The sequence below is a fragment of the Bremerella sp. JC817 genome, assembly GCF_040718835.1.
GTDB lineage: Bacteria > Planctomycetota > Planctomycetia > Pirellulales > Pirellulaceae > Bremerella.
Genome location: NZ_JBFEFG010000274.1, coordinates 788,359 through 807,589 on the forward strand (window position 1 = coordinate 788,359; position 19,231 = coordinate 807,589).

Below are 19,231 nucleotides of genomic sequence, written 5' to 3' on the forward strand. Positions count from 1 at the left end.
ATTTTGGCAACGCCCAAACATACGGGCTGATGGTTTGCGCCCAGGGTCCCCCTACAGGTACCTCGTAGGGCTACCATTCCATCTTTGGAAAGCATGACTGTAGATGAAGTTTACCGAAATCCAATTGGCTCAACCCTTTCAGCAAGCTTTGGCCAAGCTGAAGTACGAAACCGCTTCGCCGATTCAAGCACAAGCGATCCCGGTTTTGTTGGACGGAAAAGACCTGATTGGCTGTGCCCAGACTGGTACCGGCAAGACGGCCGCATTTGCGCTGCCGATGCTGCACCGGATCCTGGAAACCCTGCCCCCCAAGCCACCAACTGAGCGAGTGAAGGGCAAACGCGTTCATAATGGACAGCAGACCCCTTCGCGTCCGTTGCGTGCGTTGGTGTTGGCCCCAACTCGTGAACTGGCCGCCCAGATTGGCGAAAGCTTGAAGAAATACGGCCAGGGAACTCCGCTGAAGCACACCGTGATCTTCGGTGGTGTCTCGCAGCATCCTCAGGTTCGCGATCTTCGCTGGGGTGTCGATACCCTGGTCGCAACGCCTGGTCGTTTGCTCGACCTGATGGACCAAGGTCACATCGACCTGTCGCTGCTCGAGATCCTTTGCTTCGACGAAGCGGATCAAATGCTCGACATGGGCTTCTTGCCGGCACTCAAGCGAATTGTGGCCGCCGTGCCGGAGCAGCGTCAGACCGTGATGTTCTCGGCGACGATGCCTCCAGAAATTCGCGAGTTGGCCCAGAAGTGGCTGACCAACCCAGTTGCCATTCAGGTCGCTGCCGTTGCAGCCCCTGCCGAACGAATCACCCAGTCGGTTCATTACGTCGACAAAAGGATGAAGGGTGCTCTGCTGTCACGTTATCTGCAAGATACGCCGCGCAGCCGAACCCTGGTCTTCGTCCGTACCAAGCACGACTGCGACAAGATTGTCCGACAGTTGGAAAAGGATGGCCTGCGTGCCGCGGCCATTCACAGCAACAAGAGTCAGGCTGTTCGCAGTCGCACGTTGGCCCAGTTCAAGAGCAATCGACCTCCTGTGCTGGTCGCAACCGACATTGCCGCTCGCGGTTTGGACGTGAACGATGTTTCGCACGTGGTGAACTTCGATCTGCCAGAGTCGCCAGAAACCTACGTGCACCGTATCGGCCGAACGGCTCGTGCCGGCGCCGAAGGGGTGGCCGTTTCGTTCTGTGCCAGTGCCGAACGGAGGCTGCTGCGTCAGATCGAACGTCTGACTCGTATTGAAATTCCAGTTGAACCTGCCCTCGAAGGTTTCGAGACTACGGAACCGTTTGTCCGTGACGAACCTCGTCGCAATGACCGTCGCGGTGGTGGATACCGTGGCAATGGTTCCGGCGGCTCGCGTCGCTTCGGTAACAAGTCGTCCGGCAGCAGTGGCGGTGGCGGCGGATATGGTAAGAAGCCTCGTCGGTCGAGTGGTTCGAAGCCACACGCCAGCGAAGGCAACCATTCCGACTCGTCGGGCCACACCTCGCAGGAATCGGGGGGTCGCACCTTCACCAAGAAGAAGCCACGTCGCCTCAACTCGAAGCCGAAGGCAAACGAAGGCAATCACTCGGAGCCAGCTCACAACTCGCAAGAGTCGGGCGGACGCATCTATCCGAAGAAGAAGCCACGTCGTATCGGCGGTGGCCAGGCTGCGGCCGGTGGCCAGGGCAAGCCCAAACGTCGCCGTCCCGCGAGTGCGTAACGCGACGCCAATCGATTAAAAATAAAAGCCGCCGAAAGCAACTTCGCTTCCGGCGGCTTTTTTGTTTCTTGATCACCGCGAGCCAGCTTAGTCGTTCAATAGATCCGAGAACAATCCGCCGACACGCTTCACCTTGTACATGGTGGCTGTGCCGCTCACTTCATGCGAGACCACAATCGCGGGCTCGGTGAACGGGCTGTCGCCACGCGAGATAAAGTCGATTCCTTCCGGAGCCGCATCGATCAGGTTCCGCTCGTACTGGACGAACTCTGGGTTTAATGGATTGGTGATGTCGTACAACATCACACCACCGACCCGTTCCAAACCGATGAACGCCCAAGTCGCTCCCAGATCGGTACCGATATCAATCGCTTCAGGCTCTGGGCCTTTGTCGTCGCTACGCGAATCGAATTCATCCGCGTCTCCTTCTTGCGAGTTGAAATAGTCAGGTACCTGCGCGGCCGTAATCTGCTCGAACTGGTCGCCGCTGTCGAACAACTGAACCGTCTGCCCGAACGGCGTGAACAACCAGATCGAGAACGAACGAGCACCGTAGCTGTAGATCTCGTCGAAGTCGCCATCGTTGTCGATATCGCCGTTGGCCAGCGTCGAGTTTAGACGTCCCAGGTTTTCATCTTCCTGCAGAAACTCGGCATCGGGGAAAGCGTCCGGATCGAGGACCAGGTCCTTCACGCGAGCTTCTTCCGAATAGCCGTCGTAGTCGCGAGCATCTCCTTCGTTAGCCGTCGCAATCAGCGTGAAGCCGAGGAAGTCGGTCGACGCGATCGCATCTGGCTGATACATCCCCTTGGTGGGCCAAGGCTGGATGTTGATGGCATCGTCGCGGTTCGACGCGTCCATGGCATTCTTCGCCAGCGAGTGATCTTTGTAGCCTAGCGGATTGATCGAGATGATTTTCTTCGAGGCGATATTCACAATAGCAACCGCGTTGTTTTCCTGACAGGAAACATAAGCCGTACGCGAGTCGGCCGAAACCGCGATGTACTCCGGTTCCATGTCCATGGCGACGGTGGCACCAGGGCCAAAGATGCGAACGCCAGCTGCCTTCAGGGTCGCTTCATCCGCGTTGAACGACTCGAAGCCGGCTTCGTAGACTTTCGGCTTGGCAGGCTTGCGAACATCGATAATCGAAATCGAACCAACCGGATCGATCACGTAGTCGTCATCCGGTTCGCCTTCATTTGCGACGAGGACGTACTTGCCGTTCGGCGTAAAGGTCACCATGTCCGGCAGGTAACCGGCAGTGACTTCCGCGATCACGCTATAGTCGTCGGCGTCGACCAGCATCACTTTGCCACGCACACCGGTCGTTTCCGCTTCGACGGCGATCGCGACGAGACCTTCGTGAGCAGCGACACTGTTCACCTTTCCGGCCGGAATCGATTCGAGAAGATCACCAGTGAGGGCATCCAGCACATCGATCGTGCCATCGTTCACGTTCGTCAGGAAGACCTTCTTCGAGGTCGAGTCATATGCAGCGATCTCGGAAGCACCGGAACCACTGGCAGCCACATATCGCCACTCTTCCACCAGCGTCGGCGTGCCAAACAGAAAGTCGAGCGGGCCAGCAACGACTGTTGGGGCGATCAGCAGCGACGCCATCATCGCAATGCCCAAGCGTAGCAATTTCATTAAAGAGATCCTTCATCTGCGGGGGCGTTAGAACATTAAGGTCCCCAGTGTCGCCAAGTTTGTTGACAACGGATGAAGGAAGAATGAATTACTGAAGTGACTCCACCACCAACGATTCGCCTTCACGATCAACTGGCAACCAACCGAGCGTGTTCCATAACCAGGCAGTTCCGGTGAAGGTTGTCAGTGTGACCGCTTGTCCCGCAAGCATGCGGAACCAATCGGGAAAGCTTCCACTCGGATCGGCAACGGCTGTCAGCATGGCGACCGCACCGAGTCCCATCGCCATCAACGTGGTCGCCGGGGCAATGATTGTCGCCCAGCTCGTATGCTTCATCGCCAACCAACAGAGGATCGTTATCCAGGCACAAGCGATCGTTCGCACGCTTACGCAGGCCAGCAGCGTCATTCCCATGGTCAGTAACGCAAGCTGCCATGCTTCTGTTCCCCAAAGCCAAGGGACGATGCAGGTCGGCAAAGTCCACAACAGGATTACCGGCGCGCGTTTCAGTCCAGCCCATTGCATTTGTCGCCAATGAGCCCACGGCGAACGAGGGTTTTTCCAGTACAGCCACTGCATCGAAGGATCCGCAAAGAAGCCGGCGGCTTCGACCGTTCCCATCACAATCGCGATGGTGGGCAATAGGATCGTCAGATGGGTTCGTAACAGCTCGGAATGATCAGCGTCCGAGGTGATTTGAAACGCCCATTGATGCGAGAAGTAAAGAACTGCCTGGGCTCCGATCGCCACCAAAACGACCGGCATGATGAACGCAACACCTTGGTTCATCCAACGCGGCCAGACCCAATCATGCCACCGCCGCGGTTCCCGATGCAGGCGTCGCCGTAGCTCGCGACGAAGATCAATCGAGGCGTTGTCGACTTTGCGTTCCACCACGACCGCCTGAGGCGTACTTCGAAGCCAGGCCAAAGCCTTTCGTCTCGTTTGCCAGGCATTGGCTCTCCCGCGAATGGCAAGCGTTATCACCGCTCCGATGGCCAGTACGACCAGCAGCGGCAACCAGGCATAAGTGTCGCCGTCGCCGATTCGCATGACCTGCCACTGCATCCAGGCCACCGGGCCCCACCAGCCAAAGTGCTGAGCGATCTGCAGGCTCAGCAAGGTCATGAAGAAGAGAAACGGAAGCAGCATCGACGACAACAATAAAGTCGTCACCAGCACCTGCGGCTTCAGTAAATATCCTAGTCGCGGGAACGAAGTCGCCCACAGGCTGACGCAATAGGCGTTCGCAATCACTAGCCCCGCGACCAACAACCCAGCCAAGGCAGCTTGAATCGGTGAAGTCACGTTCCAAACACAGATGCCGATGCCAGCCATGGAGTAAAGTCCGAGCAGGGCCACAGCAATTCGTAACACGAGAACCCGTTGCCGCCACTGCGGTGCGGCCCGCGACCATTGTCGTTTTGGTTTGTCATCTTGGTCGGTTGGCAAGCAGACCAGTGCAATCACGACCCAGGCCATCGTTTGCATGATCGAAAGACGCATGAAGCCAACGTGACGCAGGGCACCTGGCGTGACCTCGCCGAATTCGGTCGGGACCAGTTGCAGAGATCCCCAGCACAACGCGCCGATCACCCACAGCAGTAGCCCCGACATGGCGACAACGGCAATACTGCAAAATACCAGGGTCAGCCAATAGCCCGCTTTCGATCGGAAGATCGATTGCATGGTGGCTTCATAACGCCGCCGAAAGTGTCGCCAGCGTTCCCGAAAGCAAAACGTGTCAGGCTTGTTCTTCGCCAGCCATCGTAGATGTTGCCACCGAAGCTTACGCTCAATTCGCTGGTCGACCTCTTCGCTCATGATGGCCCCAGACCTTGCAGCACCGCCTGTAACGCAGGCGCCGCGGTATCGGTCAGCTCGTCATTTGGCTTTTCGTCAGGCACACCACTCCAGACAAGGTTTCCTTCATGCAGGACCAACGCACCATCGGCTAAACGCCGAGCATGTTCCGGCCATTGACTTGAAAAGATAACCGTCCCACCACGGTGGGCATGTTCGCGAATCTGCTTCTCCAGGATCTGCAATCCTTCCGCATCGAGACCAGCTGAGAATGGTTCGTCCAGCAGCCAGATCGGCGGAGCGATCGCGAACAGTCCGACCATCGTGATTTTGTAGGCCTGCCCTTTCGACATCTCGCCACGCTTCGACCGCGATACCGGCACCAGCCGCAGCCTTTCGAACCAGTTGGCGATCTCATCTTCAATGCCAGGCCGATCGGCATGATAGTCGCGTACCAGTTGGCACAGATCGTCGACCGGACTACTGAGCGTGGCCTGACGATCTCCGCTGGTGTCGTCCAGCAGCATGACCTTTCGTCGCAAATGAATGGCCGTGGGACGCATCGGAGAAGGCCCCAGGTAGATTCGTCCTTCGCTTGCCGGAAGCCATCCAGCCACCAGCCGTAGCAGAGTCGACTTACCGGCGCCATTCGCCCCCAGCACAGCGTAGACACTGCCTGGCAGCAAGCTCGCATTCACTTGTCGCAAAGCCCAGGCTCCGGCGAAGATTCGTCCGGTGTCTTGAAACTGAATCGTTGGTGCGGCAGATGATTCCACAAGTTAACCATTGGGGCGAGGGAATTGGTTTGCGGGCATATTCTAGCGGCTATTCGCCCCCGGATCGATAATCTTGGCAACTCATGGTTCCTTCGTGTCCCTTGATTCCGCTGGCGACCTGAACGGAGTACGATAGGTGGAACCTCCTCTCCCATCACTCCCCAAAAACGACTCATGTCATTGCCCCCTTATACCTGCCTGGTGAAGATCGCTTTGCAACTTCCTTCGCCGGACGATCTCAGCTTTTCGGCCGAACTGGAACTTGCGAACTTGCAATCGTTCGTCACGGCGAATCGAATTTTGCTGGATGATGCACGTGATCACCTCGATGCCGCGTGTGCCGTTCCTTTGGAATACGACGCCGATTACTTTCGACGTCATTGCCCAGAGATCCAAGTGCTGAGAAACCTGGCCGATGCCTTTTACATCGAAGGGATTCTCGCGCTGCAGACGCAGCAATACGACCACGTGATTACAGCCGGACTCACGTTGATCGATCTAGGCAATGCGACGGCTCGGGGAGGCTTACAGGTCGACTACCTGGCCTCGGTTCGCTCGATTGCGTTGGGGTCGTCGCTGCTGAGCACGGTTCGAGAACAGTTGGATTCCGAGCAGCGATCGCGTCTATTACGCGAACTGGCACGGGTCGAGTCGGAACATGAGCCGGTTGAGGTCGCCATGGAACGCGACGAACTTTGGACCGAACTGGTTGATTACCCCGACGAAGAAATCAACTCCGACGCGATGGCATTGCCGGCCGAGATGACCGACGACCTATCGCCAGAGCAGTTGGCTGAATTTCAACAGATCATCCAGGAAGGGATGTCGAATCTGCCGGAAGACAACCAGGCGATGTATACCTGCTTCGAGCAACGTACCATCGCCGCCTTTCGCCTGTTGGCACTCGATTTGGCTTTGCAACAATTCGAGGCTCTAACCGGCACGTACCCGGCCGAACTCGAGCATTTGCGGCCAGGCGTATTGTCCGATATTCCACGCGATCCATTCACAGGCCAAGCTTTCCTTTACCAACCGAAGTCGGCTAACGAACCGAAAAGCTTCTTGCTGTACAGCCCTGGGCCGCTGCAGATCGACCACGGAGGCCAACCAGGTAGTTGGCCCGAAGTGCTGCAAGGGAACGCTGACTTCTCACTGCAGACGTTCACGCTCGAGGACCAATAGCTTACTCGTCCTTCGATTCTTCTTCCTTCGATTCAGCGACAGGCTCTTCTGCAGGGGCACCTTCACCGGCGGCGGCACGGAATGCTTCGATGCGATCGCGGATCACCTCGGGTTGGGTGTAGCCATGCACAATCGCTTTCTTCAGCTCGCGATCGGCGTCGTCAAAGCGACCGACCGTGGCATAGGCGAACGCCAGATTGGAATGCCCCACGGCCAGCGTGTCGTCCAGCTTCACCCCTTTTTCCAGTTCGACGACGGCCTGGTCGTACTTTTCCTGGTGGATGTAAAGGGCACCCAGGCTGATATGTAACTCGGCATAGTTGGGTTCGATTTCCAAGGCCTTGTTGTACATCCGCTCAGCCTCGTCAAATTCTCCCATCAGTCGGCAGACGACCCCTTTGTTGACGTAGGCGCGGTGATTCTGAGGATCTTCTTCGATCGCCATTTCATGGTACTTGATCGACTCTTCGTACTCGCCCATCTCGTTGTAGCAGTTGCCCAACATGGTCAGCGCGACGCTTTTGGGGTATTCCTTCAGCGGCTTGTCCAGGGCCTTCTTGAAGACCGGCACGGCAGCTTCGTAGTCCCCTTCTTCGTACAAAGCGGCGGCCTTTTCGACCATGACGTCACCATTCTGGTTGACATCGCATCCCGAAAAAAGAAACAGAACCAGCAGGGATGCCGAGATAGACCGAGCGATATTCATTGCGTTGAACCTGAGCAGCTAGAAGGATTTACGACCGTATCGATAGGATGTGCCTGAATTCTAGCTTGCGGCCTTCGGTCCTACCAGAACTTCCACCAAGGCTTCTTGGCTGGCGGACGTGTCCGCTCCATGATCTCATTCACGATTTTCAAGGCTTTATCCATCGTTTCGCTGCTGGTACCAACCTCCGGCACGATGCTTGGGGCCATCCGCATGCCTCCCAGGTCTTCGACCGCGACGCCTTGATCCAGGGCAGACAAGATGGCGTTCGACTCGGCGTTGTAGAGATTCAACGCCTCCCAGGTTTCAGGCGGTAGACTCTCGCGGAGCTTAATTCCCAGGGCTCGGCCACGGCTGTAGGCCGGCAACGACATCAGTGGGACATCGGTTTCAATCGTTCCGTCGGCCTTGGCTCGGATCACGGTCGAAGCGTACTGCACGCCGGTCGACTCGAACAAAAGACGCCCAAAAGCAATTGTTGAGATCGATTCGACCTCTTGCACGATCTGCGAGTCGAAGCCACGCTCGACCATCGCCTCGATCAGTTGATCGATTGATTCGTGGTCGGTGAAATGCTCGGCGAAGTGCTGGATCGTCCGTTCCAATTCGGCCCGCTCGCGGACTTCGCTCGAGTTCTGGGGGAACTCGAATACGGCAAACCGGACGATATACCCAAACTCTGGTCCGTTGGCAGGCAGCGGCCAATCGTCGTCGCGGTGCGAGATATCGTGCCCATCAATCTCCAATTCGCGATGCCAACCGTTCTTGCCGCTCGACAGCACGGTCGCTTTCGCCAGATGGACCCTGCGTGGAGCGGCCGATTCCGAGGCATAACGGAACCAGGGCAAATTGGTCTCGCCATCGCTGGGAAAGAGATTCCCTTCGATACCTCGGCTGACCGTCGGACCGACGTACGCGCGAAGTCGAGGCAAACCAAAGTCGGACGGAATGAAACCTTCGGCCGGGTTACCACCAGCGACACCGATCTGGCAAGCCATGCAGACCGGGTGGTTGTCGAGAAACGATCGGATGGGACCAGCGACAAGCGTGATCCACAAGACCGATGCCTCGCGTAGTGCTTTCTCGCGGTCATCCCCCATACCAAACACACAGGCATCTAGCACTTCGTCGTCGTAGTCGTGTAACTGAGCGAAGACGTGGCAATGGACCATGCCATCTTGCGGCGTTTCCATCTCGTGGATTTCGGCCGACAGCGTGACTCGACCGTCGAAGATCTTGAGTTGCTCGTCCAGAAGCTGGGTCCAGCCACCGAGCTCTTCGCCATGAATGTTGAGGCCTTCCTCGATGAATTCCAGCAACTGATGAGCGTCCGACACGACCACGGCCCCCGCGCGAAGAAATGATGAGCACAGAAAAGATGTGGGCGCCAACTTATCGAATCTAATCGGCAGAATCTAGTCGACTCTCGCCGAAACGTGCCGCGATCGTTTTGATCTCTTCATATAAGTCAACTGTCGGCAGAAGCTCCGCCACCGAAGGCATAATCCCCTGCTCTGCACCGAGGATCTGTCCTGCCATCGAAGCGACCGTGTCGACATCGCCTCCGCCGGTGACGATGTCGCGAAACATGACCAACGGATCGGCGTACTGCGTCGCCGCCAAGATCGCGGCTGGCACCGAGTCGACCACGTATCCGGTCGGGAGATGGGCCTGAGCGTAGTCGAGATACGAAACGCCGTTCGCCACTTCCCCCAGCCGATCACGAACATTCGAGTCCGGCAACCGTTCGGTTATCTTCGTGATTAAATCGGGTTCGTCGGCATCTTCGGCGGTGACCATTCGAATGGCGTAAACGATTGCTAAGGCACCGATGTAGGCCTCGTCGTTATGATGCGTGATCCAACAGATGTCTCGAATGAGCGTTCTTTGCGCGGCTTCATCCGGATCAAGCAGAAAAGCCAACGGTGCAATTCGCATCGCGGCCCCGTTGCCGGCCGAACGTTCGCCCGTGGAACCCGCATCGGCCCAGTGAACTCCGACGGTCAGATCGCGCATTGACTTCAAGGTGCTAGAACCAATTCCGCGGATTCGTCCTGCTTGAAACCAGTGTAGCATCGCCTGGGCAATTGCCGCCGGATCGACCGCGGACCGAGCCACAATCGCTTCACAGGTAGCCAACGTCAGTTGCGTGTCGTCGGTCGTGCGAAGTTGCTTCCCGGCGACCAGGCTTTGCCCGGGCGGAGAGGTCTCGTAGGGAGCCGCAATCGCGTCTCCCAAGGCACCGGTCAGCAAACAGCCGGCGATTCGCTGTGAGCGAGAGAGCTTTGCCACGTGATCGATCCAAGAAATAAATCAGGGCCAACCAGTCATCCCGTGAATGGCCCTGAAGAAAATTAGAACGGCAGACCTTCTTGCTTCGAGCCCGAGCCGGCGTCGCTAACCTGTTTATCAGCATCCTTGGGTGGATTCATCCGAATGAACAGGTAATGCTCCGTTCGGGTCGTGCTGAAGTGGACCAACACCGGGACCTCGTTCTTGGTGAGGTTATAAATGCCGGTCTCGAAGACCGTGGTGGTATTATCCCCGACGGTGAACGCACAACGCTGCGTCTTCTCGTCGACTCGACCTTGCACCACGTAAGTCTTGTTGGTCGACGTGTTATAGTACGTACCGCTAATGAGGCCTTCATGATTGACGGCCAGTTGGATCACTCGATTCGTCGAAGGATCTTGCTCGCTGGTCGAAATCGTGAACGTTCCCAGTGGCAGGAATTGCTCCTGGTTGGAAGAGTCACTCGACTGCGTATCGTTCGATTGCGAGTCGGTGCTGGTCGACGGAGCGACACTACTCGTATCCGCCAACTGAGCCGCCGACTGGGCATACTCTTCCTGCGTACCGACGTCCTGACCATTCACGTACACGGAATTGTCTTGATAGACCACGTTACCGCCTGGTCCGTAATCATAGTAAACCGGCGATGCCCAGCCCCAATCAGGGAACCACGCGGTCATGCTGCCCCAGTTCGCCCCGTCCCACCAATACCACCAGTCATGACGATTCCAGTCGTGCTGGTAGTACCACGGACCGAGGCTCCGATGATTGGTATTCCACCAATGACTTCCAGGCTGCGTCCAGTCGAAGTGATCCTGAATCTTCTGCTGCACTTGCGGATGATCGTTCAACCAGTTCTGTGGCTTATGGTCGCCGCCATTGTTAGTGAAGTTATGCACGTTGCCTTGCAGGTTCGGATGGTTGTTCCAGAAGTTGCTTCCCGGCACGTTGGTATAGTTGCCGATCTTGTTGTCGACATTCGGATGGTTCTGCAGGATGTCGCCGCTGCCTGGTTTCACACCGTCACCAGGTTTGGGGCCATCTCTACCAGACCACTTTTGAGAACCACCATTGATGCCCGAATGACTGTAATCACCCCAGGTCTGGCCACCGTAATAGCCCAGACGCTGTGCTTCTCCGGCCCAGTTCTGCAAATGCTGAGCACGGACCGGATTGTTATCCAACCAGTCAGCCATCTCGGAGCCGCCATCACTGCCAGGGCCGAGAACGTTGCCGAGTTGTCCTCGCACTTTGCTGGCAACGTCAGGTGAATGCGAAGGCCACTGGGGATCGCTGATCAGAGGACTATTGCCACGGTGAAGTCCCTCGAACACTTGGCTGTCTCCGGGAGAAGGCCCGGTGTGGTTTGGGTACTGAGGACTAAACAAGGGCATGCTTGCATGATCGCCAGTGAATCCGGTGTAATCGTTGCCGCTTGGCAAGATATTCGGGAAGCTTGCTCCACCGAACTGGCCGCGGAAATCGTTGGATGGAAGATCAACACCGCCATTGGGCAGATGCACGCCACCCCCGCCGAAGTTACCGCCACCAAAGTCGCCGGTACTGATTCCGCCACCCAGGCCGCCAATGGCAGACCCACCATAATTGGCTCCGTTTGCGAGATCTAATCCAGTACCCCCTATCGGGCCAGGCGTTTGAAACCCACCACCCATCCCGCCAGGATGAAACCCGCCTGCGATACCGCCGGCATGGAAACCAACCGCATAGGCCGAAACGGGCAGGCATACCGCAGCAACCGCCGCCAGGCACAACTGAAAGAGATTACGTTTCATGGGAAAGTCTCTTGAATTCTGTCTCGTTGAATGGATGGACGCTGCTTGCTAGTTGCCCTGTCGAACCAGGCGATCTGGTCCCACGTTGGGAAGGGACAAGCCATCCACTTCCATATTCACGATGGTCAGTTTGAGCTCTTTGTCTGAGACCCGTTCGATGATCTGGGTAAACGATGCTCGGCGGCCATCGGTCAGCTTGACGACCATCGGGCAGTGCCAGATGTTTTTGCTCGTCTCTTGCCAGGTACCTTCACCGAAGCTCCCATCGCCATCGAACTGCCAACAACGAATCACGTTATGTTCGCCATCCCAGCCAATGACCTGGGTCCCGGCACCGGCGATCCCTTGCGGTGTCACCATGTGGTATTCGCGAATCAGAAAGTTGCCACCGCCAACCCAGCGCACCTTACTGCTGACATGGGCGTCTTTGACGGTATCACTCCAGACACCGACCAGCCAGCCTAGCTTCGAGAGCGCTCCGGCAGACGTTTCCACCGGCAAAGCGACGTCGAATTCTTCGACATGGTCCAACAGCCACTTGTCGCCTTGCTTGACCAGCACAGCCGAAAATCTCGAGTAGCTAATGCTGCGGTCCGAGTGCATCAACTGGGTCGAGCACTTCACGTCGGCCACCGTGGGCGAAACTTCGCGAACGGCATTGAGCGTGATGATCAGCCTGGCGTTGGGTTCGCTTTGAAATAATTCGGTGTACGCCTTGAGAATGGCGTCGCGCCCCTTGATTTGATCGCCGGTGGTTGCCTGGCGATGGATGCCTTCTTGTTCCCAGAGCGAAGCAACAGCTTGGGCATCGTGCGAGTTGAAGGCTGCTTGAAGCTGATCGAGCGAAGCCTTCAGGTTCGTTTCCAACTCGCTCGGTGGCGAAGCGGGTTCTTCGGCGAGAACTGCATTCGCCAGGCTCATAGCGCAGCAGCACGCCAACAGCGCACCATAACAACGGGCGGTTGGCCCCCAGGAAAACAAATTCATCCGACGGTCCCCCGACCTGATAAAGTAGTTTGCTAAGCCGCTGAGGCGGAGGTGCCTCCCTGAAGTATAGAAGTCGATTTTTTGCCACTGCTACAAAGAAGGGAAAGAAATGATGACTTCACCGAAGTTGCGAAAGTCAAGCAAACCAAACGAGAAATCTTGAAGAAACGGGCATTCTAGAGAGCCAAAATCGTTACCAACTGCCTGATATCCGACGGCCGGACAGTCCGATCACAGCCGCTTGATTCGCTTGCTGCGCAAAGGATCGGGGCAGAAAATCCCGCAATTTGATGTCAGGTGGAACTTGCCAGCTTTTCGCAAACCACCTGCTTCCTCGGCCAGACCGACTTGGTCCGACCAGGGGACTTCACCTTGCGGGTCCCTAAGCCAGCGAGAATAATGAGGCCTGAGCTTTACGAATGCCAAAGACACGACGCTGGGCTGCTAAGGGAGGGTGATGACCACGGAAAACGAACATTCGGCAGACGTTCCTGACGTCTCCGAATGCGCCACCTACCTGAAAGCGCTCGGCGATCCGATTCGGCTGCAGATTGTGAAAGCACTTCAGGCCGGTCCGTTGAGCGTTTCTGACCTGGCACTGCTGCTCGAGATGGAGATGGCCAACGTCTCGCATCACTTGCGGGTGCTATTTCATGCCGACCTGGTCAGCACGCAGCGCGAAGGACGGCATATCTATTATCAGTTAAACTGCGACTTCCAGAAGAAATCGCGTGCCGCGAGTTCTTCGCTCGACTTCGGCTGCTGCCGGATCGACCTGCGGAACTAGTTTCGTTCTTGCGTATCAGCCACGACTTGTAGTGCTCTCCGAGTGGCCCGTTTCCAAGCCACTCGGAAAGCAGCCCCCAAGTTAGTGCACCATGCCGGCCGGCAATAGATCTTCGAGCGTTTGCTTGATCCGTCCCCACTGGAACGGCTTCGTAAAGAAGGCATTCGCTCCCATGCTTCGCATCTGCCGTTCGATGAACGGTTCCTTGCGGCCGGTCAACACGATGACCGGAATCGAACTGGTGACCGGCGATTCTTTCAAACGTCGCAAGACGTAGTCGCCGTTGCCGCGTGGCAGTTCGTAGTCGAGAATGATCGCGCTGGGGGCCGACATGAACGCACTGCGATAACCGGCCGTTCCCTCCGCGGCATGCACGGCAATGATGCCAACTTCTTTCAGCCGCATCTTCAGCGCTATGGCAACGTCTTCGTCGTCTTCGATCGTCAGCACCCACGGGGTGTTTTGTTCGACGACGGGCTCGCTTCCTTCTGCAGGCTGAGGGCTGTCGTTGACTTCAACACCCAGGATCGCAAACACGCGGTCCAGGATTGCCAGCGACTCGGAAAGCTTCTGATCACTCGGCATTTCAGGAACGTCCATCGGATCCTCATTGATTTCTAAAAGTTCACACAAGACTGGCTCGATGTGACGCCAGATATCGGTTGATTTGGGAATGTAGTAGGCACAAAGTTGATGGCATCGCTTGATAATCTCTTCCGACGAGCTACCGGTTAAAATAATGACCGGAACAGACTGCAGTTGTTCGTGGTTGGACAGCATCTCGGCAACCGTCAGGCCATTTCCCTGCGGCATATGGATGTCGAGAATGATCGCTTCCGGTCGAACCGAGTCGGCAAGTTTCAATGCGTCCATCGCGTTGTCGGCCGTCACAACGTTCAGCCCAAGTTTCTCGCAACGTCGTTTTAAAATATCGACGACATCGCAGTTATCGTCCGCAATCAGGATCGATTTCATCGTGGGTGTCTCCTCAAGGTGGGTCAATCGGCGGGGGAAGAATCGAAGGTCAGTCGCTTCCGACCATGACAGGTGATAGGGCTGCTTCCAATGCGAAAAGTAGTTGTGATCCGTCGTAAGGCTTTTGCACAAAGAAACGGGCACCCGCATCCAAGGCACGGAGTTCGTCACGCAAACTGGCCGAAAGCATGACAATCGGGATGGAACTGATTTCCGTGTCTCGTCGCATTTCTCGTAAGGTCTCGATGCCATCCTTCTCTGGCATCTGAACATCCAGCAAAATCGCATCGGGTCGATGCAACCGGGCCGACGCAATTCCCTCTATGCCATTCTCAGCCGAAAGCGTCGCGTAGCCGGCAGCTCGAAGTCGGTAAGAAACTCCTTCGCGAATGTCGTGTTCGTCGTCGACGATCAGAATTTTTCTTGAATCATCCATCTCTGTTTGCCCCATGAAAGAGATTCAAATTTAGTGAGCGGCCAACTGGTGATACTCCGGCATTTCAAACTCTTCACGCAGAATATGATCGAAATCGCCCAGGATCTTCCGAGCCGAACTCTTCGAGGCCCATTGCCGCACCAGTCGCCGGGTAAATCCTGGCAGCGGTCCTTGCGGTCGGTTCCGATTGAACCGCACAAAATCGCGTTGGGCACGCTCTTCCCAGTGCACCATGTCATTCTCAGGAATTGCCAACACCAACAGCCAATGGCGTTTGGAAACCCGGAACAAGATGTCTTGTCGACGTAGCAAACAGTTCACGAAGCGATCGAAGTCGTCGGCATCGTTGTCCGTGACCATATCGCCGACGGCGATTTCGATGGCTTTCAGCGGAAGATTAGAATCGCTGCGGATATCGAGCCAACGCGAGAACACTTCGGATGGATCGGCCAACGGAACGGTGAACGAGAATGTGCTCCCCTCGCCCACTTTGCTTTCGACACTCAGCTTGCCGAGATTGATGAGCGTCAGCCGTTGGGCGATGTTCAGTCCCAGCCCAAATCCCTGCACGGTCGTCGATACGTTGTCGTCCAATTGCTCGAACCGGTCGAAGATGCATTGCAGTGACTCGGGTTCGATCCCCGGTCCATGATCGGTGATGCCAATGCTGATCTCCCCTTCGATCGGGCAATATTTGGCCCAGATCGTCACCGATTGCCCGGCGTTGGAATGCTTGATCGCATTGATCGCCAGGTTGTTGATCACGCGAACCGCTTTTTCGCAGTCGCAATACGCCTCGGGCAGGTTCTGCGGGCAATCGATTACCAGTTCCACCCCTTTAATCGAAGCGCGCTCGCGTAATCCGCAGGAGGCATGATCGATGATTTGCGCAACACTCGCCGTGCGACGCCACGCCCCCAGCAAACCTGCTTCCAGCTTGCTGGCGTCGAGGATGTCGTCGACCATGTGATTCAAGTCGTCGGCTCGAATGGCAACTTTGCCGAGCAGTTTCTTTTGTTCTTCTCCGATCGGACCAGCCATGCCATCGCGGACGATCGAAACGTAGTCTTTGATCACCGTCAGCGGTGTACGAAGATCATGCGACACGTTGTCGACGAACTCGCGCGTGGTGCGATAGAGCTTCGATAGGCGGCGATTTTTTCGCTTGAGCTGTTGTGCCTGCAGGTTCATCTGCATGCGATTGCGTTTCAGTCGACGCACCAGGCGTTTGTTTTGATTAACTTGCTCTTGTCGCTGGATAGCATGCACCACGGCACGCCCCAGCGAGTTGCTCGACAGTTCTTCTTTGCCGCGGTAATCTTGGGCCCCTGCCCCGAAGATTTCGTCTTCGACATCATTGTCTTCCTGCGAAGTCAGCACGAAGATGGCGGATTGACCGCAATGCTCACGAAGTCGGGCAATCGTTTCGAAACCGCTACTGTCAGGAACATTCACGTCCGAAACAATCGCATCGAAAGGCTGCTCTTTCAGATGAGCCAAGGCCTCGGCCAACTTGGTTGCCCAAGTCAGTTGGAAATTGTGACGTGATCGCACAAAGTGTCGTTCGATCAACTCTTGATCAGCGAGATCGTCTTCCAAGACCAGTAGATGGAAGACTCGATTTTCCAAATCCATTGCCATGCCCCTTTTCACACCGAGATCGTTGTCAGAAGGACAATCGCCCTTTGAAACGAGCCTGTGAAAAGCTCGTCGATCTCATGATTGGATTGCTTGCAGGCGTCCGCTTGAGACGGTAAGTAAACTGGCTTGTTTCCCAAGATGGTATTGGGATTGGTTGCCTGCAATGAATGCCTCTACCTACACCCTACGCCGCTTTCATCTGGTCGAAGTTTGCCGAAAAGAGTTTGCGGATTTGCGCACAACAACCATGCTTCCGAGGGCTTGGGAACCGTCAGACTCGTCACATACCGACGAACTTCCTTAGTCAGCATGGTCGCCGGACGACCAGAAGTGGGGACAATTTGCGCCCATGATTTCTAGACGTGATAACGCCCATGGGAGATCCCTTCGATGAGAACCTTTTCGCTCGAAGTGAATAATTCACCAGCAAATGATTCTGAAATCGACGACTCAATTGTTTGTCACCTATGGGGGAATCGATATGCTCTAGGGAAGTGAGTGCCTGACCAGGTTGCTGACTCACGGAAGATGCTGTTATCAGCAAGACCGAGGTACCGTGCCCCTCCACTCTCATTCCTCCGAGACCCTATGCACTTTCTGATTATCGACGATAGCGTCGCCGATGCGCGAGTCCTCAAAGCAATGTTGGGGCAAGCTTGTCCAGAGGGATTCGAGGTAAGCTTTGCTTCGAGTGGCGCAGAAGCTCTTCGACTACTCCAGAACCATGAATACGACTGTCTCTTCCTCGACTATCGCCTGGAAGATTCCGCTGAATGGAGCGTCTTGCGACGAATTCGCGAGCTTCAGATGGACATTCCGATCATCGCCATTTCAGGCTATGGCAACGAGCAAGTTGCTGTCGAAGGGCTGAAGCTTGGTGCCCAGGATTACCTGGTGAAAGACGCCCTGACCGCCGAGACAGTCCACCGTGCCTTGCACAACGCGATCGAGAAAGTGACGATGACCCGTAATCTTTTGGCTCAGCAGAAAGAACTGCGGGATTTCGCCCACATGGCCGCGCATGATCTGCAAGCGCCCCTGCGGCGGATTGCGCAGCTCTCCGAGTTTCTGCAGGAAGACTTGGAAGGCTCGTTGAATGAGAAGTCAGCGACGCACTTGGAGATGATCGCCACCAATGCGACGCGTTTGCAATCGCTGGTGAAGAACTTGATTGACTATGCCCGGCATGGCTCTTCCGAGACACCGCTACGCGAGGTTTCCCTTCAACAAGTCGTCGCAGCGGCGATACAAAACCTGGAAGTCGTAATTCAGGAAGCCAATGCGCAGGTCACCGTAGGCGAAATGCCCTCGATCATGGGGGATGAAGTCATGCTGATCCTGCTGTTTCAGAACCTGGTCTCCAACGCGATCAAATTTAGGGATAAGCGAGTTCCCGAAATCCGTATCAATGCGATGCATGAATCCTCGCAGTGGACAATCGAAATCGCCGATAATGGTATAGGAATCGCTGAGAAAGACATCGATACGATTTTTGCTCCGTTCAAACGCTTACATTCTCAGCGGGAATTCGAGGGCTCTGGCATTGGTCTGGCAACTTGTCGCAAGATTGTCGACCAACACCAAGGTAAGATCTGGGCAAGATCGAAGCAGGGCGAGGGGACGACTCTGTATGTGTCGTTTCCGGATACCGTCTCAACTTCGTAAATAATTGCGCGGCTACTAGCGAGCTTCGCGCAATTGGCGATAGAAATGCGCATCGGACATAATAGTTTTCCGATAAACACACAGCACATAGATATACATTTACCCCTCTTGCCGTTGCCCCCCAGGCTTTGCAACGATATCGCAAGCGAAAGCACCCATTTTTTCCCCACAGGAGTCGGCATGGTTTCTCATCAGGTGCGAATTCTGCTCGTCGATGACGACGACGTCGATGCGGACGTCATTCGCCGTGCCATCGACAAGCAGCGCATTGCAAACCCCATGGTCAGGGCACGCGACGGAATCGAAGCGCTGGAGATCTTGCGTGGAGAAACAGCAGAAGGCCGGCTATTGCGGCCTTATTTGATCCTGCTAGACCTCAATATGCCGCGAATGAACGGCATCGAGTTCCTGCATGAACTGCGAGACGACTCGAAGCTGCACGACAGTATCGTCTTCGTTCTTTCGACTTCAGACGACGATCGTGATGTACTGCAGGCTTATGAAAAGCACGTTGCTGGCTATTTGAAAAAAGGCAAGTTCGGTGAGCCGTTTATCGAACACCTCAACATGTTGAAACTGTATTGGCGATATATCGAATTTCCACCGGAGCGGTAGTCAGGCTAGCACCCAAATTCGAATATTTTCCCGAAATTTTCCAGGTGGAACTTCAGAACCATCTTGAGTGATTCTTAAACGATCTGTAAAACATCTCGCACATATTAACGACGAGATGCGGGGAAGTGATTCCCGGCAGGTTTCCCAACCGGTTCGACTGGACGTCACGCTCTTGTCATGAAAGCAGCTGTCTTTTTAGGCG

The 19,231-nt window shown here is 55.7% G+C and carries 16 protein-coding genes; 5 read left to right on the forward strand and 11 right to left on the reverse strand.

Going from position 1 to position 19,231, the window contains the following annotated elements:
- Window positions 1–103: 103 nt before the first annotated feature.
- On the forward strand, window positions 104–1,717 hold the full coding sequence (locus AB1L30_RS17405; RefSeq protein WP_367014676.1) for a DEAD/DEAH box helicase: 1,614 nt from the start codon (window positions 104–106) through the stop codon (window positions 1,715–1,717).
- A gap of 87 nt (window positions 1,718–1,804) precedes the next feature.
- Here AB1L30_RS17405 and AB1L30_RS17410 read toward each other — a convergent pair whose 3' ends face one another.
- From AB1L30_RS17410 to AB1L30_RS17420, 3 genes are all read right to left on the reverse strand, one after another.
- Window positions 1,805–3,370, reverse strand: a complete 1,566-nt coding sequence (locus AB1L30_RS17410; RefSeq protein ID WP_367014677.1) for a choice-of-anchor I family protein — start codon at window positions 3,368–3,370, stop codon at window positions 1,805–1,807.
- An 88-nt stretch (window positions 3,371–3,458) separates the two neighbouring features.
- Window positions 3,459–5,195: a hypothetical protein gene (locus AB1L30_RS17415; RefSeq protein ID WP_367014678.1), complete on the reverse strand. Its 1,737-nt coding sequence runs from the start codon at window positions 5,193–5,195 to the stop codon at window positions 3,459–3,461.
- Entirely contained in the window at window positions 5,192–5,950 is a 759-nt protein-coding gene (locus tag AB1L30_RS17420; RefSeq protein ID WP_367014679.1) for an ATP-binding cassette domain-containing protein, read from the reverse strand. The genes AB1L30_RS17415 and AB1L30_RS17420 overlap by 4 nt, the downstream gene beginning before the upstream one ends.
- 174 nt (window positions 5,951–6,124) lie before the next feature.
- Between AB1L30_RS17420 and AB1L30_RS17425 the strand changes: the two genes are divergently transcribed.
- Window positions 6,125–7,132, forward strand: coding sequence for a hypothetical protein (locus AB1L30_RS17425; RefSeq protein ID WP_367014680.1), 1,008 nt, complete (start codon window positions 6,125–6,127; stop codon window positions 7,130–7,132).
- A gap of 1 nt (window position 7,133) precedes the next feature.
- On the opposite strand, the gene AB1L30_RS17430 is transcribed toward AB1L30_RS17425, so the two are convergent.
- The 5 genes from AB1L30_RS17430 to AB1L30_RS17450 form a co-directional block, all read right to left on the reverse strand.
- Complete coding sequence (locus AB1L30_RS17430; protein WP_367014681.1) at window positions 7,134–7,838, reverse strand: tetratricopeptide repeat protein; 705 nt, start codon at window positions 7,836–7,838, stop codon at window positions 7,134–7,136.
- 80 nt (window positions 7,839–7,918) lie between these two features.
- Window positions 7,919–9,175, reverse strand: a complete 1,257-nt coding sequence (locus tag AB1L30_RS17435; RefSeq protein WP_367014682.1) for a hypothetical protein — start codon at window positions 9,173–9,175, stop codon at window positions 7,919–7,921.
- 64 nt (window positions 9,176–9,239) lie between these two features.
- Window positions 9,240–10,130, reverse strand: a complete 891-nt coding sequence (locus AB1L30_RS17440; RefSeq protein WP_367014683.1) for an ADP-ribosylglycohydrolase family protein — start codon at window positions 10,128–10,130, stop codon at window positions 9,240–9,242.
- A gap of 62 nt (window positions 10,131–10,192) precedes the next feature.
- Window positions 10,193–11,923 (reverse strand): hypothetical protein, encoded by a 1,731-nt coding sequence (locus tag AB1L30_RS17445; protein WP_367014684.1) that lies wholly within the window; start codon window positions 11,921–11,923, stop codon window positions 10,193–10,195.
- Between the two features lie 48 nt (window positions 11,924–11,971).
- Window positions 11,972–12,910 carry an SgcJ/EcaC family oxidoreductase gene (locus AB1L30_RS17450; protein WP_367014685.1) on the reverse strand — a complete coding sequence of 313 codons (939 nt, stop codon included), beginning with the start codon at window positions 12,908–12,910 and terminating at the stop codon, window positions 11,972–11,974.
- Between the two features lie 457 nt (window positions 12,911–13,367).
- Here AB1L30_RS17450 and AB1L30_RS17455 point away from each other — a divergent pair, with 457 nt between their 5' ends.
- Window positions 13,368–13,697, forward strand: coding sequence for a metalloregulator ArsR/SmtB family transcription factor (locus tag AB1L30_RS17455; RefSeq protein ID WP_367014686.1), 330 nt, complete (start codon window positions 13,368–13,370; stop codon window positions 13,695–13,697).
- An 81-nt stretch (window positions 13,698–13,778) separates the two neighbouring features.
- Here the strand turns inward: AB1L30_RS17455 and AB1L30_RS17460 are convergent, their stop codons facing one another.
- The 3 genes from AB1L30_RS17460 to AB1L30_RS17470 are packed head-to-tail and all read right to left on the reverse strand — an operon-like array spanning window position 13,779 to window position 16,749.
- A complete protein-coding gene (locus tag AB1L30_RS17460) occupies window positions 13,779–14,672 on the reverse strand; it encodes a response regulator (protein ID WP_367014687.1) in 894 nt (297 codons plus the stop codon).
- 49 nt (window positions 14,673–14,721) lie between these two features.
- Window positions 14,722–15,108 carry a response regulator gene (locus AB1L30_RS17465; RefSeq protein ID WP_367014688.1) on the reverse strand — a complete coding sequence of 129 codons (387 nt, stop codon included), beginning with the start codon at window positions 15,106–15,108 and terminating at the stop codon, window positions 14,722–14,724.
- A gap of 30 nt (window positions 15,109–15,138) precedes the next feature.
- Window positions 15,139–16,749, reverse strand: coding sequence for a hybrid sensor histidine kinase/response regulator (locus tag AB1L30_RS17470; protein WP_367014689.1), 1,611 nt, complete (start codon window positions 16,747–16,749; stop codon window positions 15,139–15,141).
- Between the two features lie 588 nt (window positions 16,750–17,337).
- Here AB1L30_RS17470 and AB1L30_RS17475 point away from each other — a divergent pair.
- Both AB1L30_RS17475 and AB1L30_RS17480 read left to right on the forward strand, forming a co-directional pair.
- Complete coding sequence (locus AB1L30_RS17475) at window positions 17,338–18,414, forward strand: ATP-binding protein (protein WP_367014690.1); 1,077 nt, start codon at window positions 17,338–17,340, stop codon at window positions 18,412–18,414.
- A 180-nt stretch (window positions 18,415–18,594) separates the two neighbouring features.
- Window positions 18,595–19,029: a response regulator gene (locus AB1L30_RS17480; RefSeq protein ID WP_367014691.1), complete on the forward strand. Its 435-nt coding sequence runs from the start codon at window positions 18,595–18,597 to the stop codon at window positions 19,027–19,029.
- The last annotated feature ends 202 nt before the right edge of the window (window positions 19,030–19,231 follow it).

Coding starts and splice junctions, on each gene's coding strand:
- AB1L30_RS17475 (WP_367014690.1), top strand. CDS start 17,338: ATGCACTTTCTGATTATCGACGATAGCGTCGCCGATGCGCGAGTCCTC.
- AB1L30_RS17455 (WP_367014686.1), top strand. CDS start 13,368: ATGACCACGGAAAACGAACATTCGGCAGACGTTCCTGACGTCTCCGAA.
- AB1L30_RS17405 (WP_367014676.1), top strand. CDS start 104: ATGAAGTTTACCGAAATCCAATTGGCTCAACCCTTTCAGCAAGCTTTG.
- AB1L30_RS17445 (WP_367014684.1), bottom strand. CDS start 11,923: ATGAAACGTAATCTCTTTCAGTTGTGCCTGGCGGCGGTTGCTGCGGTA.
- AB1L30_RS17465 (WP_367014688.1), bottom strand. CDS start 15,108: ATGGATGATTCAAGAAAAATTCTGATCGTCGACGACGAACACGACATT.
- AB1L30_RS17480 (WP_367014691.1), top strand. CDS start 18,595: ATGGTTTCTCATCAGGTGCGAATTCTGCTCGTCGATGACGACGACGTC.
- AB1L30_RS17450 (WP_367014685.1), bottom strand. CDS start 12,910: ATGAATTTGTTTTCCTGGGGGCCAACCGCCCGTTGTTATGGTGCGCTG.
- AB1L30_RS17415 (WP_367014678.1), bottom strand. CDS start 5,195: ATGAGCGAAGAGGTCGACCAGCGAATTGAGCGTAAGCTTCGGTGGCAA.
- AB1L30_RS17425 (WP_367014680.1), top strand. CDS start 6,125: ATGTCATTGCCCCCTTATACCTGCCTGGTGAAGATCGCTTTGCAACTT.
- AB1L30_RS17460 (WP_367014687.1), bottom strand. CDS start 14,672: ATGAAATCGATCCTGATTGCGGACGATAACTGCGATGTCGTCGATATT.
- AB1L30_RS17410 (WP_367014677.1), bottom strand. CDS start 3,370: ATGAAATTGCTACGCTTGGGCATTGCGATGATGGCGTCGCTGCTGATC.
- AB1L30_RS17470 (WP_367014689.1), bottom strand. CDS start 16,749: ATGGCAATGGATTTGGAAAATCGAGTCTTCCATCTACTGGTCTTGGAA.
- AB1L30_RS17430 (WP_367014681.1), bottom strand. CDS start 7,838: ATGAATATCGCTCGGTCTATCTCGGCATCCCTGCTGGTTCTGTTTCTT.